This window comes from Herbaspirillum sp. DW155 (assembly GCF_037076565.1).
Taxonomy (GTDB): domain Bacteria; phylum Pseudomonadota; class Gammaproteobacteria; order Burkholderiales; family Burkholderiaceae_D; genus Herbaspirillum.
Map to the genome: position 1 here is coordinate 4,022,815 of NZ_AP029028.1, position 19,615 is coordinate 4,042,429.

Consider the following 19,615-nt stretch of genomic DNA (forward strand, 5'->3'; position numbering starts at 1 on the left):
GCTTTACAGCTTTTTAACTTGCAACATAAGAATAATTTCCGTCTTTTCATTCTGGCCGGTATTGAAGCGCATCCAACCGGGCAGGAACGGAAAGCCCGCGCGACCGGAGCTTTCCCGGTTCTCCGCCAGCCCGCCGATAATGACGACATCACCGTCCGCGACCGACAATGAAGTGCAGACTTCGCGGTTGGTCAGCGTGGGCGCATTGTTGACGCCGGTTTGCGTGACGATGAAATTTGATAGCTGCTGGCCGACTGTCAAATCCACTACCGATTCCCGCACAATCGGTTTCAGATCAAAGATAGGGCCCGAACTTCGATACTCCGCCGACTGAACCGGAGCGCTTCCATTCTCCAAACAACTGATCGCGCCCAGCACAGGCATATTCTGACCAACTGCGAAGCGGCCAGCGGCACCAGAGCGCACACGTACCGATGGCCAGAACGTCGGTCCGGATGTCGCCGGACGCGACGGTACCGGTAATCAAACTCTGATCCACCCTGGGGATTGTGTCTTTCAGCGAATCAGGTAGCACCAGTTCGCCAACCTTTGCGCCGTTGTCGCCGCCAGTGACGACGCATTGGGCGCGGTACATCTTCCAGGGATTACCGGTCTTGCGGCTCACGCCGGAGGATTCTTGGACGGAGACGATTTCAATCAGATGGCAGCGCCTCAGACAATTCAATCGTTCAGGATTCCAATAATTAAAGCCCGCAGAAGCGGGCTTTTCTGCCTGAGCAATTAAAAGATCGAAGGGAAATTACAAAAAATCTGCCGACGCCAAACTTTACTGCCAAGAACAATATAGAAGAAACACGGCAAAAGCACCTTGTCGCTCGTGCGAACAAAGATAAGGCCATGACAGGCTAAAAATGAGGATCAGGTATCACGAATAGTCAGACCTGGAATAGCCCCTTGAATCTCAGGACACGAAGACTCTCTTAAAATAGAGGATAGTCTTATGACCAGTTTTACGACTAGGCAAACCGTGGAGCACATCGAGATTCTGACCGAGCCGGAGCGTCGCAGAAGACGCACGCCCCAAGAAAAAATAGCCATCGTCCAGGAGACCTTGGCTCCTGGAGCTTCCGTATCAGCCGTTGCCAGGCGACACGGGGTGAACGCGAACCAGGTGTTTGGTTGGCGCAAGCAGTACCAGGAAGGCAGTCTGACCGCCGTCAAGGCTGGCGAGACGGTAGTCCCGGCCTCGGAGCTGGCCGCGGCCATCAAGGAAATCAAAGAACTGCAGCGGCTGTTGGGCAAGAAGACCATGGAGAACGAGATTCTGCGCGAGGCCGTCGAATGGGGCCGGTCAAAAAACCTGATTGCGCGCTCGCCCTTGCTGCCGGAGGACGACCAATGAAAGTGGTCTGTGACGTTCTCGGTGTGGCGCGCTCTGCAGTGGCAGTAAAACGAGCCCGGAGCCCGGAATGGCGAGATGGCCGTAGTGCTCGCAAAGTCGGCGACAGCGGCTTGCTCGAAGAGATTGAGCTGTATGTCGCGAGCTTGCCGAGCTATGGCTATCGCCGCATCTGGGCTTTGCTGCGACGTAGCCGGGAATCTCTGGGGCAAGCGTGCGTGAACCATAAGCGGGTCTATCGCGTCATGCGAGAGCACGCGTTGCTGCTGCGCCGACCTGGTGTGAGACGCGACAATCGACGCCACGATGGTCGCGTAGCGGTCAAGCAAAGTAATGCGCGCTGGTGTTCGGACGGCTTCGAATTCCGTTGTGATGACGGGGCTGCATTGAGAGTGACGTTTGCACTGGATTGTTGTGACCGTGAAGCCATCAGCTGGGCGGCCACTACCGGTGGGCATAGCGGGGATGTCGTGCGCGACGTGATGCTGGCCGCCGTGGAGCAGAGGTTTGGAAGCACGCAGACTCCACAGGTGATTGAATGGCTCAGCGACAACGGCTCGGCCTACATCGACCATCGCACACGCAGCTTCGCTCGCGAGCTGGGATTGGAGCCCTTGACCACGCCCGTGCGCTCGCCACAGAGTAACGGCATGGCGGAGCGGTTCGTAAAAACGATGAAGCATGATTACATCGCCTTCATGGACAAGCCCGATGTGCCTACGGCGCTCACGCATCTGGCCTCTGCCTTCGAGCAATACAATGAGCGCCATCCGCACAAGGCCCTGAAATACCGCTCGCCTCGCGAGTTCAGACGGGCTGCAGCATCAGTAACTTAACGATGTCTGAGTGTCCTGAATTGCGGGGGCAACTACAAGACCGCTGTTTTTCCATGCGCAGCAGCAGACAGCAAATAGTCAATCAAGATACAAGGTGATCATTGGAACCATCGCGCGTTTCCCTGCGACATATCTCCAGCGTCTATACAGATGTATTTTTTTGGAGAGAAAACAGATGGGAAATCTTTGCGTTGGCAGCTCAAGTGGCGCAACTTATGAACCAAATTCCGACGCCCACCGAGAAATAACCGCACAGGAATTTCAGGCACGTTTAGTGACCTTTCGGACATCTGAAATCGGATTGACAGAGGAACAGCAGGCGTTTGTATCACAAGGTGCTTCCACATGGATTTCCGTCCTTCAGCGGAACCTGTTTAATCAGACCCAAGACCTAATCCGACAGTGCGAACATCATCAGCAACTGCGATTAGAACCGAGTACTCTTGACGAACATATGACACGTCTGGCAGCAGAATGGGCCTCGCTTCGCACCGAGTTAGAACAAGAAATGGTTAGACTAGGTTGGTCGGGAACCGCAAGCCAAAATGCAGGGCAGAACGTCGTTGAAACGGATAACACAATGTCCGCAATGCCTGTTATCGTGGATGAGCCAACATCAGATCCTAGGCGACGTAGACGTCGCATCGGGTTTCAAAATTTCTGATTCTTTTCCTACCAGATTTCATATAGCTGACCTGCGTCGGTAATTTGTAGCCAGTCAGGCAGTGAGTCGGTTGTCGATCATATTCGATTCCAACCAGGCTCGACGAACCGTAGCTGGAGGTTGGTAGTTATGTGCGCTATGCGGTCTGCGCTCGTTGTAGAACTGACGCCATCTTTCAATCAGCACCTTCGCTTCTGCCCGGCTGCGGAACCACTCCCGGTTAAGCAGTTCGTCACGCAGCTTGCCATTGAAGCTTTCCTCGAATCCGTTCTGCCATGGACTGCCTGGCGCAATGAAGGCCGGACCAACTGAGGCGTCCCGCAGCCATCGCATGACCTTGGCCGCTGTGAACTCTGCGCCGTTGTCCGACCTTACGTAGGCCGGCTTTCCATGTAACCGCATCAATCGCGAGAGCGTCAGGATGACGTCCTGGGAACGCAAACTGGCAGCAACTTCGATGGCCAGGCATTCCCGGGTGTATTCATCGATCACGCACAGCATCTTCAACGAGCGTCCATCCACCATCTGGTCATGAACAAAGTCGTAGCTCCAGACTGAATTAGGCTTGGTTGCTGCAGGCAACCGAATATCGTTGCCGCATCGACGCCTGCGAGGCCGCTTTCGTGGAATGCCCAGTTTTAGAGCGCTCCAGAGCCGTCGCACTCGGGACTCGCCCAAGGCCAGCTAGGCAGACATACGCCGGTAGCCGAAGCGAGGGACCTCTTGCGACGCCGCGATGAGCTGCTGCGTCAGGCTCCGATCCTTTTCGGGTTGTAGCAACTGATAACCTGCTACCCGCCGGCTCAGCTCCAGATAACGACATGCCTTGCGTTGCGACAGCCCCCGACGAGTAAGGACTTCCAGCGCTTCGCGCCGGCCCGCGAAGGTCTTCATTTTTTTCGGCTTAACTCCTTCAAGCCATCAATCACCAGCAGTTGTTCCGCCACCATGCGTTTGAGCTTGTCGTTCTCGGACTCAAGCTCTCTGAGCCGCCGGGCGTCCGAGACATCCATACCGCCAAACTTGTTTCTCCAGCGGTAAAAGGTCTGCTCAGTAATGTTGTGGCGCTTGCACAGATCTACCGTCGCAATCTCCTTGCTCTCCGCCTCCCGCAAGATGCTGATGATCTGTTCGTCCGTAAATCTCTTCTTCATTGAGTTCTCCTTGGCGTTAGCATAAAGAACTCACTTATCCGGTGGCTACAAAATTCGTCTCAGGTCACGGTAATTCTCTTCAAGGAGATGACCACTAGGCCGAGGAATCCTTAGCGGGCGGGATAAAAAGTTAGTGACCGGAAATTATTTCCCTAACTGCACTTATTGCGCCCTACCTCTATCCATTACTCGACAAATGGAGGAAGGAACGGAGTGTGGTATTGTTACGCCAAATAGAGTAACTCCAGACGGTGTTACCCAAAATGGTTTAGTCAGGCTAATCCGGACGGTTTAACTTTGCGAGAGGAAATTGCCATGAGTTATCAAGAAATCGTCGCTCGCGCACTCAAAGGGCGCACCGTGAACGCAACCGCGAAGCAGTGGGGCTTGCCGCAGGCGACGTTAGATAGATATGTGAAGGGGCAACGCTTGCCGGATTACACGACAGCAAAGAAGATGGCGGACGAGGCTGGAGTCAGCTACGGAGAAATGTTTGAAATACTTGCACTAGAAGAAGAGAAAAGAAAAGGATATAATCGCGCTCCTTCAGCTGATGTAGCTCAGTTGGTAGAGCAACTGATTCGTAATCAAATCGCACGAATCAGTAAATCCCGGCAACGCCTTAGGCAGTTACGACGTAAAAATTTCACTAATTGAAAAGCCCGCGCAAGCGGGCTTTTTCATGCGTGAATTACAAACACAAACGCCTGCAGAAGAAACTGGCGCTTACTGCATTAAATCCTCACGCATCACCTTTTCCAGCAAAACGAATTTCTTCACCAAGTCCATGGCCCTTGGCCCAGGCAGCAATCTTCGTTCGTAACCAACCATCATAATCCACACACTGCGGATCTTCGCTACTGAATGGCTCAAGATCAGAAGATGACATTAATTCCGTAAGCAAATGCTGAACCTTCGCTTGCAGCTCTTTACTGCCAGCTATAGCAAGATAGGCACTCAAAGGCTTGTCTTTGTTCTCCTCCTCCCCTCCTAAAAAGCGTTCAAAGTCTGGAACACTCACTCGATGACGAACTTCCACGCCACTCTCTCGAGCTAGCTGAACAGCCTGCAAAATCTTTATATTCTCTGTCCACATGCCATTCGCAGAACCGTCCTTCTTATACGGCGGATCCACATCATGAAGCAAACCAAAATTGATTTTAAAATGAGTTAAAACTGAGATTAGCGGCGCAAGAATAGCCTTCCCTCGGGCTCGTACGATAGTTATCTGGTTCAAAAGAGCGTGGTCGGTCTCGACGATAGAAGATATAAACGCGGCATGTTCGGTATCTCCCTCGACGAGAATTGGGTAAGAACCAAAAAAAACTTCCGAAAAACTGGGATCAATATGTTGGAGGGCTGCAAGGCGACGCTTATCCTCAGTATTGAATCCAATCAAGTCGGAACGATAGGTCCGATGCGTGACGCCCCCATCCGAACCACCAGATCGCTCGAGACGCACAATCGTAGTATGGTCCTCGAACGGATTAATGAAGTAGGGGGAGTGCGTAGTAAGCATTACTTGCCAGTCAGGGTTACTCGCAAGCTGATACAGATGCCGCTGCGCCGCCCGTGCAGCAATCGGATGCAACGCGTTCTCTGGCTCATCTATAAGAAGAAGATAACCTGGGAATGCAGGATCGTCGTCACTTACCGGAATCGCCCCACCTGCATCATGAGCACGCAATTTTGCTTGCAGCTCCTCAATTTTACTGTCTTGAGCGGCAACATCTTCACCTTTCTTCTTTTTTTTGGCTTCACAGTCTTTAATGCCTTTCAACAGAGAATCGCGATATTCAGCTCTCAATTCACCATCCCTGCTGAGTTCGTTATGTACTTGCACCATCGCCCAAAATAAAGCACGCCGAGCACCAGTGCCCTGATGATGAAGAGATGTCTTCGTCCTATCGTCGGATACGTCTAACGTTGATCCATTTTTCAATAAATCGCCAAGCTTAGGTGATAGGGGGAGGGTGCTAACGTTCAACTGAACATGTAGCGAAGGAAAAATACTCTGAAACCCGTTAGTAACACGATCTGAAACTTTTTGGAAATGCTCGGTATGCTCAGCACTCAGCGTAGCTATTTGACTAGCAATATCAGATATAGCGTGCGCGAGCCGGGACTCTTTATTCAACCGTTCTTCTTCGACCCTTCTAATCAACGGTGCCAAAACAAGCTGCAAAAGAGTCTCCTCCATCTTTGCCGTGTCATCTAGCGAGCCAATACGTATAGGCCTCGGCAATCTAGATAGGAAAACAGGATCAGCCCCCCCTGCCTTCGCGTCCTCGGCCCAGCCACCTGAACCACCATTTGCAGAAGGGTCCCAAGTAGAGCGAATTTGGGAAAAACTGGGCGCAAACCACTGCCAGCGACTGCGTACTATACGCAAGCCATCAACGTCTTCTTTCCACTTAGGGTCGACATTACCAATACCATCGGGGATATGCACGTCGAGAAAGATTTCAGATGGCTCATCGTCAGGAGCGTGCTGGTACCTGTCTCTAGCTACTGTAAAAGGAAGCGTTCCCTTTGCCAGCTCATAAGACCTTAAGATGGTTGACTTACCGGCGTTGTTACGCCCGACCAAACAGACCACATCGTCTAACGCGACTTCCACGCCCTCAGGCCCCACACACCCAATATTGCGTACTGAGATACGCACCAACTTCGATCTATTATTCACGATCCCCCCTTTGAAATTTATGGCGCCCTTTTCTAACCCCTGACATCACCATTGACATGCTGATCTGGCAATTAATTTTAATTTCATTTTGGCTTTACATGCTTCGCCAAATTTATACGGAACTGATCCATCGCAATATCTTTTGAAACCTACTATAGACCAGGTGAGGCCATTTCTATAAGAAATCCAGAACGGGCAAAAAAAGCTCGCCTAAGCGAGCTTTTTTCATTTCTTGATTTCAAGTAGGGATGCCTGTTAAAGAAATAATGCGATCCCGAAAATCAGAATAATCTGAGCCGGTCGCCTTCGTCAGATCAGATATCTTATAGAACCTATTAGTGGAAGGTGATTCCTGGCGCGCCAAAGCCAAATCCATTTTATCTACATTCACAACGGTCCAACATTCAGCATAGCCTTCGGCTCGGGCCTTTTGATGGCTCTTCTCCGCCTCCCCGAGCCGATTATGGATATTTGAAAAGTCTCGGCCCGCTTTCACTTCAATGGCGATTAACTGACGCCGTAAATTGGCGCTAACTTCTTCTTGAATGATAATGTCGGGATCAGCAGCGAATTGGATAAGTACAGTCCGCCCCGCCGCATTTTTAAGCTCGATAGAATTTATATCGCTATTCGTTACATGCGACTCAACAATTTCAAATATCGAATTAAAAACAATCCGAATTCCAGCGGCTCCGCGCCGAACATTGGCCCCGCCCCGCAATTGAGGACCTAGAGTTAGCAGCGTCAAATCACTGAGCAACTCCAAGCTCAACTGCTGCGTACCAATTCCTGCTAACAAAAGAACCCCTGCTTCGCATAAAGACTCGCAAGCCTCCTGCAACAACGCCGAGTTCTTTGCAGTTATAACGCCACGCACCTCGAGCGCTTTAAGTGGCGCGAACCCTGTAGCTTTTGTATAGAACTCTTTTTGGCTGAAACCATACAGCATTCGGTAATAACCAAGCAAATTAGGAGAGGCTCTCAGAATGGAAGGGACCGGAAATAAGACCTCGCCTCTCAAACCGTGACCAGCCAACAAAGAAAGACAATGGGCTGGGACAAAATCTCCGAGCTCCAAATCAATAGCAGGGATTTCCAATTCCCGAACCGTCGCCAGAAGAGCATCCTGAAGATGGAGCGACCTAATTTCTGCTAACGAAGCCGCAAACGATATTTGTAAAGTCGGATCAGGTAAATTAAATTGCGACAATGTTTTTCCTCTTATGCTGCCACACGAATAACTGACAATTCATCGGCCGAAAGCCGAGATACTGCAAGTGAAACATATTCTGGATGAAGTTCCAGACCAACATATCGACGCCCCAGCTGCTCAGCAACCAAACCAACTGTGCCGGAGCCAAAAAATGGATCCAGAACAAAATCGCCGGGCCTTGAGGCCGCTCTGATGCACGGCTCAACCAATTTAGGTGGGAACGTGGCGAAGTGAGCACCGGCGAAGGGTGAAGTATGAATATTCCAAACAGTCCTACAATTGCGCCCATTGGGGTCTAAAACCGCTTCTCGGTCATAGTAGTACTGCTCGGACTTGGTAAACATGAATATGTACTCATGTGCCCGCGTCGGTCTGTCCTTCACGCTTTCTGGCATAGCGTTTGGCTTGTTCCAAACTATGTCGGCGCGTAAGAACCACCCGTCGTCCTGAAGAGCGAAGGCCAAGCGCCAAGGCACCCCCATCAGATCCTTCGGTTTTAGACCTTCTGGTGTATTTGGGCGCACACCCATAGCACGGGCGGGGTTTTTTTTATCGGGCGCTCGCCAACCACGATTTCCGCTGGTATAGCCGTCTCCGATATTGAGCCACAAAACGCCATCATTCTTTAACACTCTGCGTGCCTCTGCAAAAACAGATTGCAGCCGATGAATAAATTGCGGAAGCGTGGGCTCAAGGCCAATCTGATCAGCAACGTTGTAATCCCTCAGTCCCCAATAAGGGGGAGAGGTGACGATGCATTGAACGGATTCGGTGGGCAAGCGGCGAAGAATCGTCAGCGCATCCCCTTCAAAGATACTTGAATCGTTAAGCGCCAAATATCCAGGCTTAGAAATCTTACTTGCTCGCATTTTTTTGGATGATATTGAAACTTTCAGCCGTCATGATACACCCGAAGAATGTTTAAGCCGTCCGACAGCACTCAAAAATGTTTCCAAAAAGAAAAATTCTGAGTGCGGATTGAAAAATTATGTTGAGATAACAACAGACGGGAGATTTGAAACGAACGTCGATAAGTTCAAGTGAGAAAAATGGGCATATCTGCGTACCATCTCTGCAGACTCCCACCCGCCAAGTTCTTGAAGGGCGAGAAGCGGCGTTCCGCTCTGGACATGCCAACTCGCCCACGTATGGCGCAAATCGTGCCAACGGAAGTCTTGAATTCCTGCACGTACCAAAGCTTTATACCAAGCTGCCGTACTCGCTTGAACAATTTTGTTGCCTTTATATGTGAAAACGTAAATTGGATGCACACCGCGCCTCGATAGCAGTACTCGCATCGCATCATCGTTCAGCGGAATGGCTTGCGGGTTACCATTTTTCATATCCTGCCCGTCGAACCACGCTAAGCGTCGTTTCATGTCCACTTGCTCCCAGCGCAATCCGGTCACATTCGCTCTACGTAGACCGGTAGCGAGTGAGAAGGCAGCCATTGCGGCCAAATGTGGCGGAAGCTCAGAAAGCAATCGAACAGCTTGTTTGGGAGACAAGAACCGCACGCGGCGAGTCGGCTCGCGCAGTAGACGTACGTGAGGAGCCGACGGCATCCACTCCCACTCAACGACAGACATACGTAAAATTGCTCGAAGTAACGCAAGCATACGATTAACCGTTGCGTTCGATGCGCCGCTAGCGATCTTTTTCGTGCGCAAAGAATCTACAATCGCGAGATCAATATTTGCAAGCGGAATCCCGCGAAGAACCTCATTAAGCCAACGAATATTTGACTGATCAGATTTCAACGAACGCTTATCAGCCTTATCTGCAAGCCACCGTTCAACAGCGTCATCCCAGGTTTTATTAGCTACCACTATTTGCCCCCTAACCTCTCATGCAACGGGAAAATACTAACCGCCCTTGACGCCCGGAAACCCTCAACATTCCTCAACACTGAAACCCTAGCTTTTGCTAGCCGAGAACCAGTAAAACGAATTGAGCCGATCATGGTATTGCGCAATATCGTCAAAACCGCGCATCGCGAACTCCTGTGCCACGAGCACCACAATGTCGAAACTGTCAGTGTCAGCCTTGAAGTAGATTTTGTATTGACTCGGTTTCGGAATCCCACGTGAGGCCCAATAGCTCTTTTTGTTAAAGCGTGCCTCTTCCAAATTTTTGGAGACATATTTGCTGATGTAGCTGGCGATGCGATGCGCCGAGTTACGGCCACGCGGTCTAGTGAAATCAACATTGCCATTGTCCTTTCCCACCACACGCCGCCACATAGAGCGGATCAGGTTCCAGCTTCTCACACGTATTCCATGTTCATTTTTGAGCCACGCAGGAAATTGCTGGCAAGCGATATGAACATGTAATGCGCCTCGCTTTTGCACTTCCAGAGTCGCAACGTAATGGAAGTCGCCAACACTCCGCAGACGTTCTCGGAACGCTTTGAAATCCGCCTCAACGCGTGCGTAATCAGTCACGCACTCTCGATAGGTCAGCGTCAGCAAGCAATCTGCCTGGAGCATCTTCGCCAGCCTTCGCACCTTCGTCTTCGCCCGCCGTGCGGCCACAATCCGAGCCCTCTCATGATCGCCATCACCACGCTTCGTTGGCTCTTCGCATTCCGTTGAGTAATCGAAAATCTGTCCATCGCTATAGGTCTCGCGGTTCTCATCGAGAAACACCTCGATCCCATTCGGGAATTCAGTCACTGTCAGCGTTTTCCAACGTTGTACATCTGTTCCCGCAAAATATGAACCCAATGAAGCGTTCAGATTGGCGTTAGCCGCAACCTTATCTATACTCGCTGTAAGCACAATTTTTCCTTGGTAGCGTTGTGTGAGCCCGGCAGCGTTGGCGCGCTGATCCGGGTATTTTTACGTCCATCAAAACCACTTTTCCAACTCGCCGAAAAGGCTGTTCTTTCTCTGTTTTCCTTAAGTGTTCTAGGTACAAGTCTAGGCGCTCGCTTCGCTCGCGCCGTCCTCGCAAGCTGCGGTCGGCGCGATCTTGCTACGCCTCTTTTTCGTTACGCGTAACGGAAATTCTCTGTCCTTATTCAGCGCCGCAGCGCCCTTGATCAACCGCATAAAGCCTGGCTTGTGAGTGCTACGCACTCATGGGCAGCTGAGGCCGTTTCTCCGATCAACCCGCCACCGTTTTCCAGAGTTCTCCGCCTTTTCGATGAACGATAGCCGGCGCGTCTTTTGCCGCAAGGGGGTATTCATAAAAGCGCCAGCAACCGCGCTTTTACAAACCTTCCCCCTTGCGGCAAAAGCCTCATGCGCCGTCTATTCGATCATCGGGCGAAGAACTCAGGAAAACGGCGGCAGGCGGTGGAGTCGAAACGACCAAAACCGCCGGTCTTACGGAGGGCTCCGAATCTAGGAACCCGGTCAGCTTTAACACCACCTCGAAGGCGCGATCATGGAACAACCAGAACTGCCCCTGCTGCATTTCCCGTATCAACCCTACTTCGCGCATTTCAAGCGCACGCGTAAGGCGCTGGCCCCTTCCAACTTTGTCCCGCCGTGGAAGCAACTGCGACTGACGCTGTATGTCCGCAATCTGATGCGCAAGGGCGCGGCCTTCATCTGGACGCGACCGGATGGACGTCAATTCTTCTGCAAGACCATGCGCCAACTGGTGGCGCGGATCATGGACTACGATGGCTATATCCTGCATACGATTTTCCAGTACAAGAACGGGCGTTTGATCCGTACCTGATTTATAGGCGTGACACCTGAAGGACGAGAAGAATTTCCGTCTTGCTGTTCTGGCCGGTATTGGAGCGCATCCAATCAGGCAGGAACGAGAAGCCAATGCGGCCGGAGCTTTCCCGGTTCTCCGCAAGACCCCCGATGATGACGATATCGCCATCGGCGACCGACAATGAAGTGCTCACTTCACGCTTGGTCAACGTGGGCGAATTGTTGACGCCAGTTTGCGTGACGACGAAGTTTGATAGCTGCTGGCCGACTGTCAGATCCACTACTGACTCTCGCACAATCGGCTTCAGATCGAAGATAACGCCTGAACTGCGATACTCCACCGACTGCACCGGAGCGCTTCCATTCCCCGGATAACTGATCGCGCCGAGCACAGGCACATCTTGCCCAACCGCAAAGCGGCCAGCGGCACCAGAACGCACACGTAATGACGGCGCAGATATCGTCTTGAAGCGGCTGTCACTGGAGAGCGCGGCAAATACGGCGTCAATGGACGCATTCTTGAGGCGGACAAAACCATCGAGCGTGGAAGGCGAAGAAACACCAGCTGAGACGGTGCCGCCAAGCAGATGCAGCGCAAGAGAAAACGCCGAGCCTTCAGCCCCATTAGACGCGACCTCAAACACCTGGCCGCGCACCATCACCTCGCCTTGCCGTGTATCCAGTTGCGCAAGCAGCGCGGACAGCTTTTTAATATCAGCTTCTGTGCCATTGAAAACAAGGGCATCGGGATCAGTATCGAGCAGCGAGGCGGCAGACCCTGCAGGAGTAGGCGCTTTCGATTGGCCGGTGGACGCATCTGCCGTTATCGCTTGTGGCGCGCCATGAATAGACCGCGTAGAAGTGAATTCCCCCTTCGGAAAAAGGCCACGCAATAGCTCAACAAGGTAGGTCACATCGCGATACTTCGGCCGATAGACGAACGCTTCTTTGTTCGGTTCTGGCTCCTTAACGATGCCGACGATATCAACGCCGTTCACGGTGCGGACTGACAATCCAAGCAGCCCCATGAATCGAGAGACTTCGGAGCGCGCAGAAGCGCCAGTAGCGAAGCGGAACGAAACAAGCCGCTCATCTGCAACGACATCAGGCTGTATCAGGTAGGGCGTTTTGAGGATCTGCGTATACATCAGCTCGACCGCCTCAGCGACACGCACACGGGAGAATTCTAAGGCGCTATCGACGGGCTGAGGAACGCCCCCAGGAAGCGGCATAGACAGGCCCATAGCAGGCAGCAACGGCGTTGCAGGAGCCGCGTAAGAAAGAGCGCTGTAGATCATCATCAGCGCAGCCAGGATATGTTTCATTTCTTCCCCTCCATTTGAACCGGATGAACTACCGCGCCGGAATAGCGCGTGACCTTCGCGCCGTCTATTTCCCCGATGGTTTGCGGCCCCATCTGCACAAACATCGAGGGAGATTCATAACGGAAACGCCCGTTCTCATCGACGATAACGACATAGCTAACAGCCCCGAATTTTGCTGTGCCAGCGATGCGCCAAACATCGGAGAAGGTTGGCTTTTGAGGCACTATCGGGGCCTTGTTTGAATTGGCTTGAGCCCCCTCTTTCGCACTTTCAGTTGTATTCTTTTGGGCGGCAGTTTTGGGGCTAAAGAAATGGATCGTCGCGTACAAGCCAACAGAAAATGCGACGAGTAGTATTGCCGCAAGCACCCAAATCTGCTTACGCGCCATCATGTTCTGACGCTTATCGACATTCACGATTTTCCCGGTGGCTCCGCCTTTGAACGAGGAATACAGCGGAAAAATCTCTTTGCGATACTTGCGCAGATCGACACTGATGCGCGCCGCCTTGGTCTGCTTATTCCCCTCGAAAATCGATACGCTGTAATGGCTGGACATGCCCAGCGAAATTTTCTTGTGCGTGCGAATGTGGAAGGCAACAACGTTTTTCAAAAAACGATTGAGCGTGGACATGTCTTGAATCATCAAGACCAGATCGCAGGCCACGCCCGTTTTTTCATTGGTGAAGTGCCGATGCTCTAGAAAGAAGCTTTTATGCTCTTGAAGCAGATTGGCACCGGTCGCGGGCCAGAAGCGCCACGCCTCATCGATGCACACCAAGTCGCCCGGCTGGACGATGGTATCGGTATGTGCCCCTTTTTTATCATCGTAATAGGGGAAGAACTTGGGCTGTGAAACGTCGCCGTTCGTAACGTGGACGACCTCGCCCAATTCTTCAGGCACTGGCTTGTAATGCTTTTCAATGTAGGCGTGAATCTTCTCCCCATCGATCCCGTCTACGTTCGTCACAACGCGCCGACCTTGCGCAATGGCTGGGACAATGACCTCAGCGACAACCTCATAACTCTTTCCAGAACCCATGAGGCCGGTATAGACATTGATCCCCATGATTAGCCGATCAGCGGAATACGGCGGATGATGAATCGCGTGACCCAGGCAGTAAGCAAGATCGGTACACCCGCCGTGACATTGCACAGATCGAGGAAGTACCAGACCTCACTAGGAAGTCCGCCAAAGGCAGATGTCAGCGCCGCGCCGGTCGGCAAAATATTGGTGAGAATCGCGATAAATTCAGTCGTCACGAAGAACAAGCCAAAATACAGCACGAACTTGACCAAGATGGAGCGGAAGACAAATCCGAGCACCACATTGAGGGCCGACAACACAATCCCGAACATCGCATTTCCCCTTACGCAGCCAGCACGATAAACAGCGCCACAAGCACCCATACAAGGGCCATTGCGGCATACAAGGTCGGACGGATTTTCTCCAGCAAGACGCAGTGCTGCGTCATCGCAATATCTTTGTTGAACACTTGAATCGTCCAGGTCGGACAAGCAGCGCTATGTCCCGGAACAACAAAATTAGTCAGCGTCGGAAACAGATTCAAGATGGGTTGCAGAATTTGCTGCGCCGTAGGCGTAGGTTCCAGCGATGGCGCACCGATGCCGGGATCAGGGCCGAGGTTTTCAAGTGGCTGATTAGATGGATTCGTGCCAGTTGAAGGCGTAGCCGAAGGATCAGCAGTAGCCACAGGTGATGAGGCCGTAGGGAGCGTAAAAGGCGTTGCAGCCGTGCCGCCACTAGGCGCAGCTTGAGGTGCAACGAAGTCTCCAACTGTCGGCCAAGACGATGGGTTCGCAGATTGCCAAGCCGCTGCATCGGCTGCTGTGATCGGATTGGTGGCGTCGAACGGCAAGCCGTTGTATCCGGGTGAAGACGCGGCAGCTTTCCAAAAATCATTAGCCAAATCAGCGATGACTTGCGGATTCAATGGCTGTGCCTTTTGAGCATCGGAGAGGCCGGCAGCAGCATCAGAAACGGTTTTGACGGGCGCTTGCGGTGGCTCCGGGAAGTTGGAGGCGGGACATACGCCAGCGCTAGCAGTGAGTTTAACGCCCGGGCAAAGCGTAGTGTTATTACTCGATTTTGTTGGTGCATTAAGCGAACCCATATCAATGGTCTCACTCGCCCCGCTATCGTAGGTATAGACGCGGATCAGATGGCAATTCCCGTCCGACTTTAGCTCAGCATGTTGAGTACCGTGACCACCCGGCGCTGTGAAATCAGTATAGACAGCGCCACTGCATGCAGCTTGCGGGGAACCGGCGACCGCATTGGAGAAAATGTAGACGACTGAAGGGGGCTTTAATCCAGCCGGAGTATTGACAGAGGCTGGATTGTCTCCAACTTGCACAGTCCCATCCGGTTTAAAAATCCATTTGATGGCGGCATCGACAGTGAGCGCGACTGCGACGCCAGCGACAATCGGTGCGGCAACGGTCACCCATGCTGGCGCCGTAACACCCAGGAGCGTCACAGTAGCAGCACTAGCCAATCCACCAGCAATAGAACTGCTGACGTTGCTCAACGTGCTAACCCAACGCGGATCATTCGATGCAAAGCCACGACTCTGCATTTTCGCCTGCACGACGCCAGACATAGAATTTTGCATTCTGGTCACGGGGACCGCTGCTGCAAATGATAGCGAGCAATGCGCAGTGAGAAAAAGGAAGAGAGCGATAAAGATGCGCATGATTACCTTGACTCCAAACCAGCAATCACCGCCCATGCACAGACAATGCCCCAGGCAAAGGAAAACAAGTACCAGAGATTGGAATAATCCACGTCATCCCCCATTGAACAGACGTAAAAAAAGGACGATGCAGCGCTACATCGCCCCCGGTCACTGCGACTGCACTTACGCCGACTTCAGATAGCTGATGACGATCTTGGCGGCCTTGATGGTCACGTACACGACGGCCAGCACTGCACCGATGGCCATAACGCCAGTAGTGATATCGCTGGCGCTGATCGAACTGGTGATCGGCGTCAGATCGACGGACGACGCAGCACGCGCAGGCAAAGCAACGACCGACGCCACACCCGCAGCCGCCAAAGCGGCCCTCTTCTGGAGCTTGGAGAACACTTGCATGGTTTTACCCCTATAAAACGCCGGAGACGTCCGGCAGCGCTTGCCCAACATAGGCAAATCTTTAGCAGAAGGTCCGGAAGATCAGAACGAAATCCAGAACCCAGAGAGCGGCAACGCCAGCCGCCAATACACCCGTGATCGCGTCTCTTGACATCACCCCTCCCGAATCATTTGCAATAACGCGCCGATGGCCCGCCCGATCAGAAAACACACCATCACCAGAGAGAAACCCGCAGTCCAAACACTGGCGACCGACGAGGTATCAGGCGTATCCAACGTTGTTTCCAACAGTCCGACCTGTAGCGCCGCTGTGCCGCCATCGCACGAAAGTTTGCCGTCTACTGACACCGTAGGCGCGGCATCTTGCGAGCAGTACAGGACGTACTTAGGCATCGGATTTATCGTTACGCGTAACGGAAATTAAGAAATCGAACTTGCGCCGCTGGCGAAACTCGCGCTGACGTTGTGCATTCGTTTTAGGTGCGAGCTTCGGCGGGCGGCCACGGCGGGGACTACTAAACAAATCCGCCGTGAATTTATCCGCCGCCTGTTTCATGGTCAGGCCGGTACAGCGGCAGAAGCAGCGGGCTTGGCTTGCGGACGGGCAGCGCCACCACCGTGCGGATGAAGAGCAGTGATGCGAGGAACAACGAGGCGCTCGAAGCTCACATCGAGTTGGAATTCTGCGAGGTACTTGCCGGGCGTCGTGTCCTTCAGCGAATCAGGCAACAGCAGTTCACCAACCTTCGCGCCATTATCGCCACCAGTGACGACGCATTGAGCGCGGTACATCTTCCAGGGATTGCCGGTCTTGCGGCTGACGCCGGAGGATTCTTGGACGGAGACGATTTCAATCAGATGCTTGTTATCAATTGCGGACATGATGACTCCTTAAGGTAGGGAAAGGCCAAAGCGGCCGAAGCGGACCCTTTACGGGCAGTTACTACAAGAACTAGTTACTCAAGAATGCTCACAAAAAGAGAAACTCAAAAAAATACGGAGTTACGATGAGCCTCACCAAAACTTAACGGGGGACATATGCAAACGATGCTGTTCGTACTATTGGCAGTGGTGGTTGCAATAAGCCTAGCGGCCATCAAAAGAAAAACGAGATCGAGAGGACGTCTTAGCGCAAGCGTTCTAGTAATGAAACGAAGCGCTCTAACGAACCGCGAACAAGTGATGTATTTCAGGCTCACTGAAGCGCTGCACGGACATATCGTTTTGGCACAAGTAGCTTTTTCCGCGCTGCTTAAAACCCATAACCGGCCAGATAGAAACCGGTTTGATAGGAAAGTGGCCGACTTCGTAGTGATGAACAGATCATTTGAAGTACTGGCGATAATTGAGCTAGACGACTCAAGCCACAAAGGAAGAGAAAGACAAGATGCCGAACGACAAGCACTTCTGACAAACGCCGGATATCGAGTGATCAGATATAACAGCATCCCAGACATCGAAGTCTTGAAGACAGAGTTCAAGATCGGCCAGAACCAAGTCACTGGAACAATTGCCGCTAGCAAGACGCCGATCTGATACGCCACTGAGATTCCCCTCAATTTGTGGTATTGTTGGTCCAAACAGAGTAACCCCAAAAAGAGTTAATCCATTCGAATTAACTCAAAGTTACTTCATTTGGATTAATTGCGCAAGAGGAAAATCGATGAGCTACGCAGAAATTTTGAAAATGGCGCTGGATGGCAAGTCGGTGAATTCGCTCGCTAAGCAGTGGGGAATCCCCCAGCCGACCCTAGACAAGTACGCTCGGGGCGAGCGTTTGCCGAGTTTTAAGGCCGCGAAGGCAATCGCTGAGGCGGCCGGAGTTTCAGCCGAACAAATGTTGGAATGTCTTGCACTAGAAGAAGAAACAAGAAAAGGTTATAATCGCGCTCCTTCAGCTGATGTAGCTCAGTTGGTAGAGCAACTGATTCGTAATCAGTAGGTCGACGGTTCGATTCCGCCCATCAGCACCAGAACAGAAGCGGCCTGCAGCGATGCAGGCCGCTTTTATAGCTCCGCAATTTTCTCATTTATGCGCCCGAGCTGCCCTTGCGCCAGCCCTCCCCCCTTGAGAACCGGTTTTATCCGTTCCGGCCTTCACGCGCCGTTGACTCCGGCAGTCAGCTCTAACATCACGGTCTCAACCCACCCGAATTTCAAGCGAGGCTGAAATGCGTTCTCGTCGATTGTGCGCCGGAAAAAATCAGAACCTGTGACGCATACCGAACGTGATCGCAGTCGATGAATCACCGGACGTGACAGCAGTGCCGCCGCTGGACGCATCACTGACGACCCACTTTCCGCCAGCATCATTGTTGATACGGCCGTAAGAGGTGTAGAGATTGGTCCGCTTGGACAAGGGGTAGGAATAGCCCAGCGCAAACTGCTTTGCACCGGTGCCGAGCGAAGCACCCGACCGGTCGCTCTTCCTGATATAGGACGCCATCACGCTGCCCGCGCCGACAGGTGCCGATAGGCCGACCAGCCAGTCACGGTAATTCATTCCCGCGTTGTCCTTTTCAGTCTCATAGGCCAGATGCATGGTTGCAGCGCCAAAGTTGTACGTACCACCGAGGATCATGAGCCTGGTGGTATTCGTGCCGGTGGCGTCATTGGCATTGTCGTAGGCCAGGGCAATGCCCAGCGGCCCGTTCGCGTATCCCACCGACAGTGCGTAGTAGCGTGACCTGGACGCATCGCCTGCTACTTCGCCCAGCCCGTACATGCCGTTGAAGACGAGGCCGCCCATCTCCGGCGTGTTGTAGGTAAAGGAGTTATTGGTACGTACATCGCCGTTGGCACCGCTGGCCATGAGGTTGCCTGCCGAGCCGGTCAAGCCGGTGCCGAATGGATCAATCGAATCCAAGGTGATGAATACCGGGTTGTACTGGCGACCGGCATTGACCGCGCCAAAATTGCCGGAGAGACCGACATAGGCCTGGCGACCGAACAGTGCGCCCCCCTGGCGAATCGTCCCGGTGTCGCCGTTGAATCCGTTCTCAAGCTGGAAGTTGGCTTTCAAGCCACCGCCCAGATCTTCCGAGCCCTTGAATCCGATACGGTTGCCCGATTGAACGCCGGTCGCCAGTTTGAGGACCGAACCCGCCGTGCCGCTTTCACGTGTAATTCCTGCGTCGAGCACGCCATAAATGGTGACGTTGCTTTGGGCGGACGCGAAGACGGAATATGTGCCCAAGACAGCCAGAACCAGCAGTGTTTTCTTCATGTGATCAACTCCTCGGAAGTAGAACCCATTTCATCAATAGGCGTGAGATGCGTTCTGTCCAGAAAGGGCGCTGGCAAGGCGCGCGACGCGTCGTGTGGCGGTGCCACACGCAAGGAGTGCAACGCGGCCAGCGCCCTTTCTGGACAGAACCCGGAGGGAGCGGCCCGTTTGGGCGAATTGCTGCGTTACGAATTTGGGTCAAGACGCCCAGTCTTGACCCAAATTCGCGCCTTGCACTTCATCCCAAACGGGACTCGCTCGCACTCACGCCTATTGATGAAATGGGTTCTAAATGTCCTGGCTCTGTTCGCCGCCAGCGGCAGTGATCCGGGCGACCGCATCTGGCGGCTGTGCCGAACAGGG

General features: G+C 52.8%; 21 protein-coding genes, 1 tRNA gene and 1 pseudogene. 6 read left to right on the plus strand and 17 right to left on the minus strand.

Going from position 1 to position 19,615, the window contains the following annotated elements; translation table 11 throughout:
* Positions 1-3 precede the first annotated feature (3 nt).
* Together AACH55_RS18220 and AACH55_RS18225 are read right to left on the minus strand one after the other, a co-directional pair.
* Positions 4-384 (minus strand): hypothetical protein, encoded by a 381-nt coding sequence (locus tag AACH55_RS18220; RefSeq protein ID WP_338720344.1) that lies wholly within the window; start codon positions 382-384, stop codon positions 4-6.
* Positions 296-625 carry a hypothetical protein gene (locus AACH55_RS18225; RefSeq protein ID WP_338716073.1) on the minus strand — a complete coding sequence of 110 codons (330 nt, stop codon included), beginning with the start codon at positions 623-625 and terminating at the stop codon, positions 296-298. The genes AACH55_RS18220 and AACH55_RS18225 overlap by 89 nt, the downstream gene beginning before the upstream one ends.
* A 336-nt stretch (positions 626-961) precedes the next feature.
* Between AACH55_RS18225 and AACH55_RS18230 the strand changes: the two genes are divergently transcribed.
* Positions 962-2,196, plus strand: a protein-coding gene (locus AACH55_RS18230; protein WP_338715475.1) for an IS3 family transposase whose coding sequence is annotated in 2 segments (ribosomal slippage) — positions 962-1,322 and positions 1,322-2,196 — 1,236 coding nt in all. Because the reading frame shifts where the segments join, the coding sequence is not laid out codon by codon here.
* Positions 2,197-2,290: 94 nt separating this feature from the next.
* Positions 2,291-2,860 carry a hypothetical protein gene (locus AACH55_RS18235; protein ID WP_338716074.1) on the plus strand — a complete coding sequence of 190 codons (570 nt, stop codon included), beginning with the start codon at positions 2,291-2,293 and terminating at the stop codon, positions 2,858-2,860.
* Positions 2,861-2,914: 54 nt separating this feature from the next.
* On the opposite strand, the pseudogene AACH55_RS18240 reads toward AACH55_RS18235, so the two are convergent.
* Positions 2,915-4,014 (minus strand): annotated as a pseudogene (locus AACH55_RS18240) (IS3 family transposase).
* A gap of 315 nt (positions 4,015-4,329) precedes the next feature.
* Here AACH55_RS18240 and AACH55_RS18245 point away from each other — a divergent pair.
* Entirely contained in the window at positions 4,330-4,671 is a 342-nt protein-coding gene (locus tag AACH55_RS18245) for a helix-turn-helix transcriptional regulator (protein WP_338716075.1), read from the plus strand.
* Between the two features lie 85 nt (positions 4,672-4,756).
* Here AACH55_RS18245 and AACH55_RS18250 read toward each other — a convergent pair whose 3' ends face one another.
* The 5 genes from AACH55_RS18250 to AACH55_RS18270 form a co-directional block, all read right to left on the minus strand.
* Entirely contained in the window at positions 4,757-6,700 is a 1,944-nt protein-coding gene (locus tag AACH55_RS18250; protein WP_220087884.1) for an AAA family ATPase, read from the minus strand.
* Between the two features lie 238 nt (positions 6,701-6,938).
* On the minus strand, positions 6,939-7,910 hold the full coding sequence (locus tag AACH55_RS18255) for an XcyI family restriction endonuclease (RefSeq protein WP_338716076.1): 972 nt from the start codon (positions 7,908-7,910) through the stop codon (positions 6,939-6,941).
* A gap of 11 nt (positions 7,911-7,921) precedes the next feature.
* The gene (locus AACH55_RS18260) at positions 7,922-8,782 is read right to left on the minus strand and encodes a site-specific DNA-methyltransferase (RefSeq protein WP_112068488.1); all 861 of its coding nucleotides are present in this window, start codon (positions 8,780-8,782) and stop codon (positions 7,922-7,924) included.
* A gap of 117 nt (positions 8,783-8,899) precedes the next feature.
* Positions 8,900-9,742 carry a tyrosine-type recombinase/integrase gene (locus AACH55_RS18265; protein WP_258398672.1) on the minus strand — a complete coding sequence of 281 codons (843 nt, stop codon included), beginning with the start codon at positions 9,740-9,742 and terminating at the stop codon, positions 8,900-8,902.
* A gap of 87 nt (positions 9,743-9,829) precedes the next feature.
* On the minus strand, positions 9,830-10,693 hold the full coding sequence (locus AACH55_RS18270; RefSeq protein WP_181464901.1) for a hypothetical protein: 864 nt from the start codon (positions 10,691-10,693) through the stop codon (positions 9,830-9,832).
* Between the two features lie 610 nt (positions 10,694-11,303).
* On the opposite strand from AACH55_RS18270, the gene AACH55_RS18275 reads away from it, so the two are divergent.
* Entirely contained in the window at positions 11,304-11,603 is a 300-nt protein-coding gene (locus AACH55_RS18275) for a hypothetical protein (RefSeq protein ID WP_044529394.1), read from the plus strand.
* A gap of 1 nt (position 11,604) precedes the next feature.
* Here the strand turns inward: AACH55_RS18275 and AACH55_RS18280 are convergent, their stop codons facing one another.
* From AACH55_RS18280 to AACH55_RS18315, 8 genes are all read right to left on the minus strand, one after another.
* On the minus strand, positions 11,605-12,912 hold the full coding sequence (locus AACH55_RS18280; RefSeq protein ID WP_338716077.1) for a type II secretory pathway, component PulD: 1,308 nt from the start codon (positions 12,910-12,912) through the stop codon (positions 11,605-11,607).
* Positions 12,909-13,979: a zonular occludens toxin domain-containing protein gene (locus AACH55_RS18285; RefSeq protein ID WP_338716078.1), complete on the minus strand. Its 1,071-nt coding sequence runs from the start codon at positions 13,977-13,979 to the stop codon at positions 12,909-12,911. Before AACH55_RS18285 ends, AACH55_RS18280 begins: the two co-directional genes overlap by 4 nt.
* Before the next feature lie 2 nt (positions 13,980-13,981).
* Complete coding sequence (locus AACH55_RS18290; RefSeq protein WP_338716079.1) at positions 13,982-14,269, minus strand: DUF2523 family protein; 288 nt, start codon at positions 14,267-14,269, stop codon at positions 13,982-13,984.
* Between the two features lie 11 nt (positions 14,270-14,280).
* Complete coding sequence (locus AACH55_RS18295; RefSeq protein ID WP_148289151.1) at positions 14,281-15,627, minus strand: hypothetical protein; 1,347 nt, start codon at positions 15,625-15,627, stop codon at positions 14,281-14,283.
* Between the two features lie 165 nt (positions 15,628-15,792).
* Complete coding sequence (locus tag AACH55_RS18300) at positions 15,793-16,026, minus strand: major capsid protein (protein WP_044530457.1); 234 nt, start codon at positions 16,024-16,026, stop codon at positions 15,793-15,795.
* 153 nt (positions 16,027-16,179) lie between these two features.
* Positions 16,180-16,419 carry a hypothetical protein gene (locus AACH55_RS18305; RefSeq protein ID WP_044530458.1) on the minus strand — a complete coding sequence of 80 codons (240 nt, stop codon included), beginning with the start codon at positions 16,417-16,419 and terminating at the stop codon, positions 16,180-16,182.
* Positions 16,412-16,582 (minus strand): hypothetical protein, encoded by a 171-nt coding sequence (locus AACH55_RS18310; protein ID WP_338716080.1) that lies wholly within the window; start codon positions 16,580-16,582, stop codon positions 16,412-16,414. The genes AACH55_RS18305 and AACH55_RS18310 overlap by 8 nt, the downstream gene beginning before the upstream one ends.
* Positions 16,583-16,584: 2 nt before the next feature.
* Entirely contained in the window at positions 16,585-16,908 is a 324-nt protein-coding gene (locus tag AACH55_RS18315; RefSeq protein ID WP_017453677.1) for a hypothetical protein, read from the minus strand.
* Between the two features lie 264 nt (positions 16,909-17,172).
* Here AACH55_RS18315 and AACH55_RS18320 point away from each other — a divergent pair, with 264 nt between their 5' ends.
* Together AACH55_RS18320 and AACH55_RS18325 are read left to right on the plus strand one after the other, a co-directional pair.
* Positions 17,173-17,562: a DUF2726 domain-containing protein gene (locus tag AACH55_RS18320; protein ID WP_081584706.1), complete on the plus strand. Its 390-nt coding sequence runs from the start codon at positions 17,173-17,175 to the stop codon at positions 17,560-17,562.
* 361 nt (positions 17,563-17,923) lie between these two features.
* Positions 17,924-17,999 (plus strand) — tRNA-Thr (locus AACH55_RS18325).
* Between the two features lie 230 nt (positions 18,000-18,229).
* On the opposite strand, the gene AACH55_RS18330 is transcribed toward AACH55_RS18325, so the two are convergent.
* Positions 18,230-19,252, minus strand: coding sequence for a porin (locus AACH55_RS18330; protein ID WP_338716081.1), 1,023 nt, complete (start codon positions 19,250-19,252; stop codon positions 18,230-18,232).
* Positions 19,253-19,615: the final 363 nt, after the last annotated feature.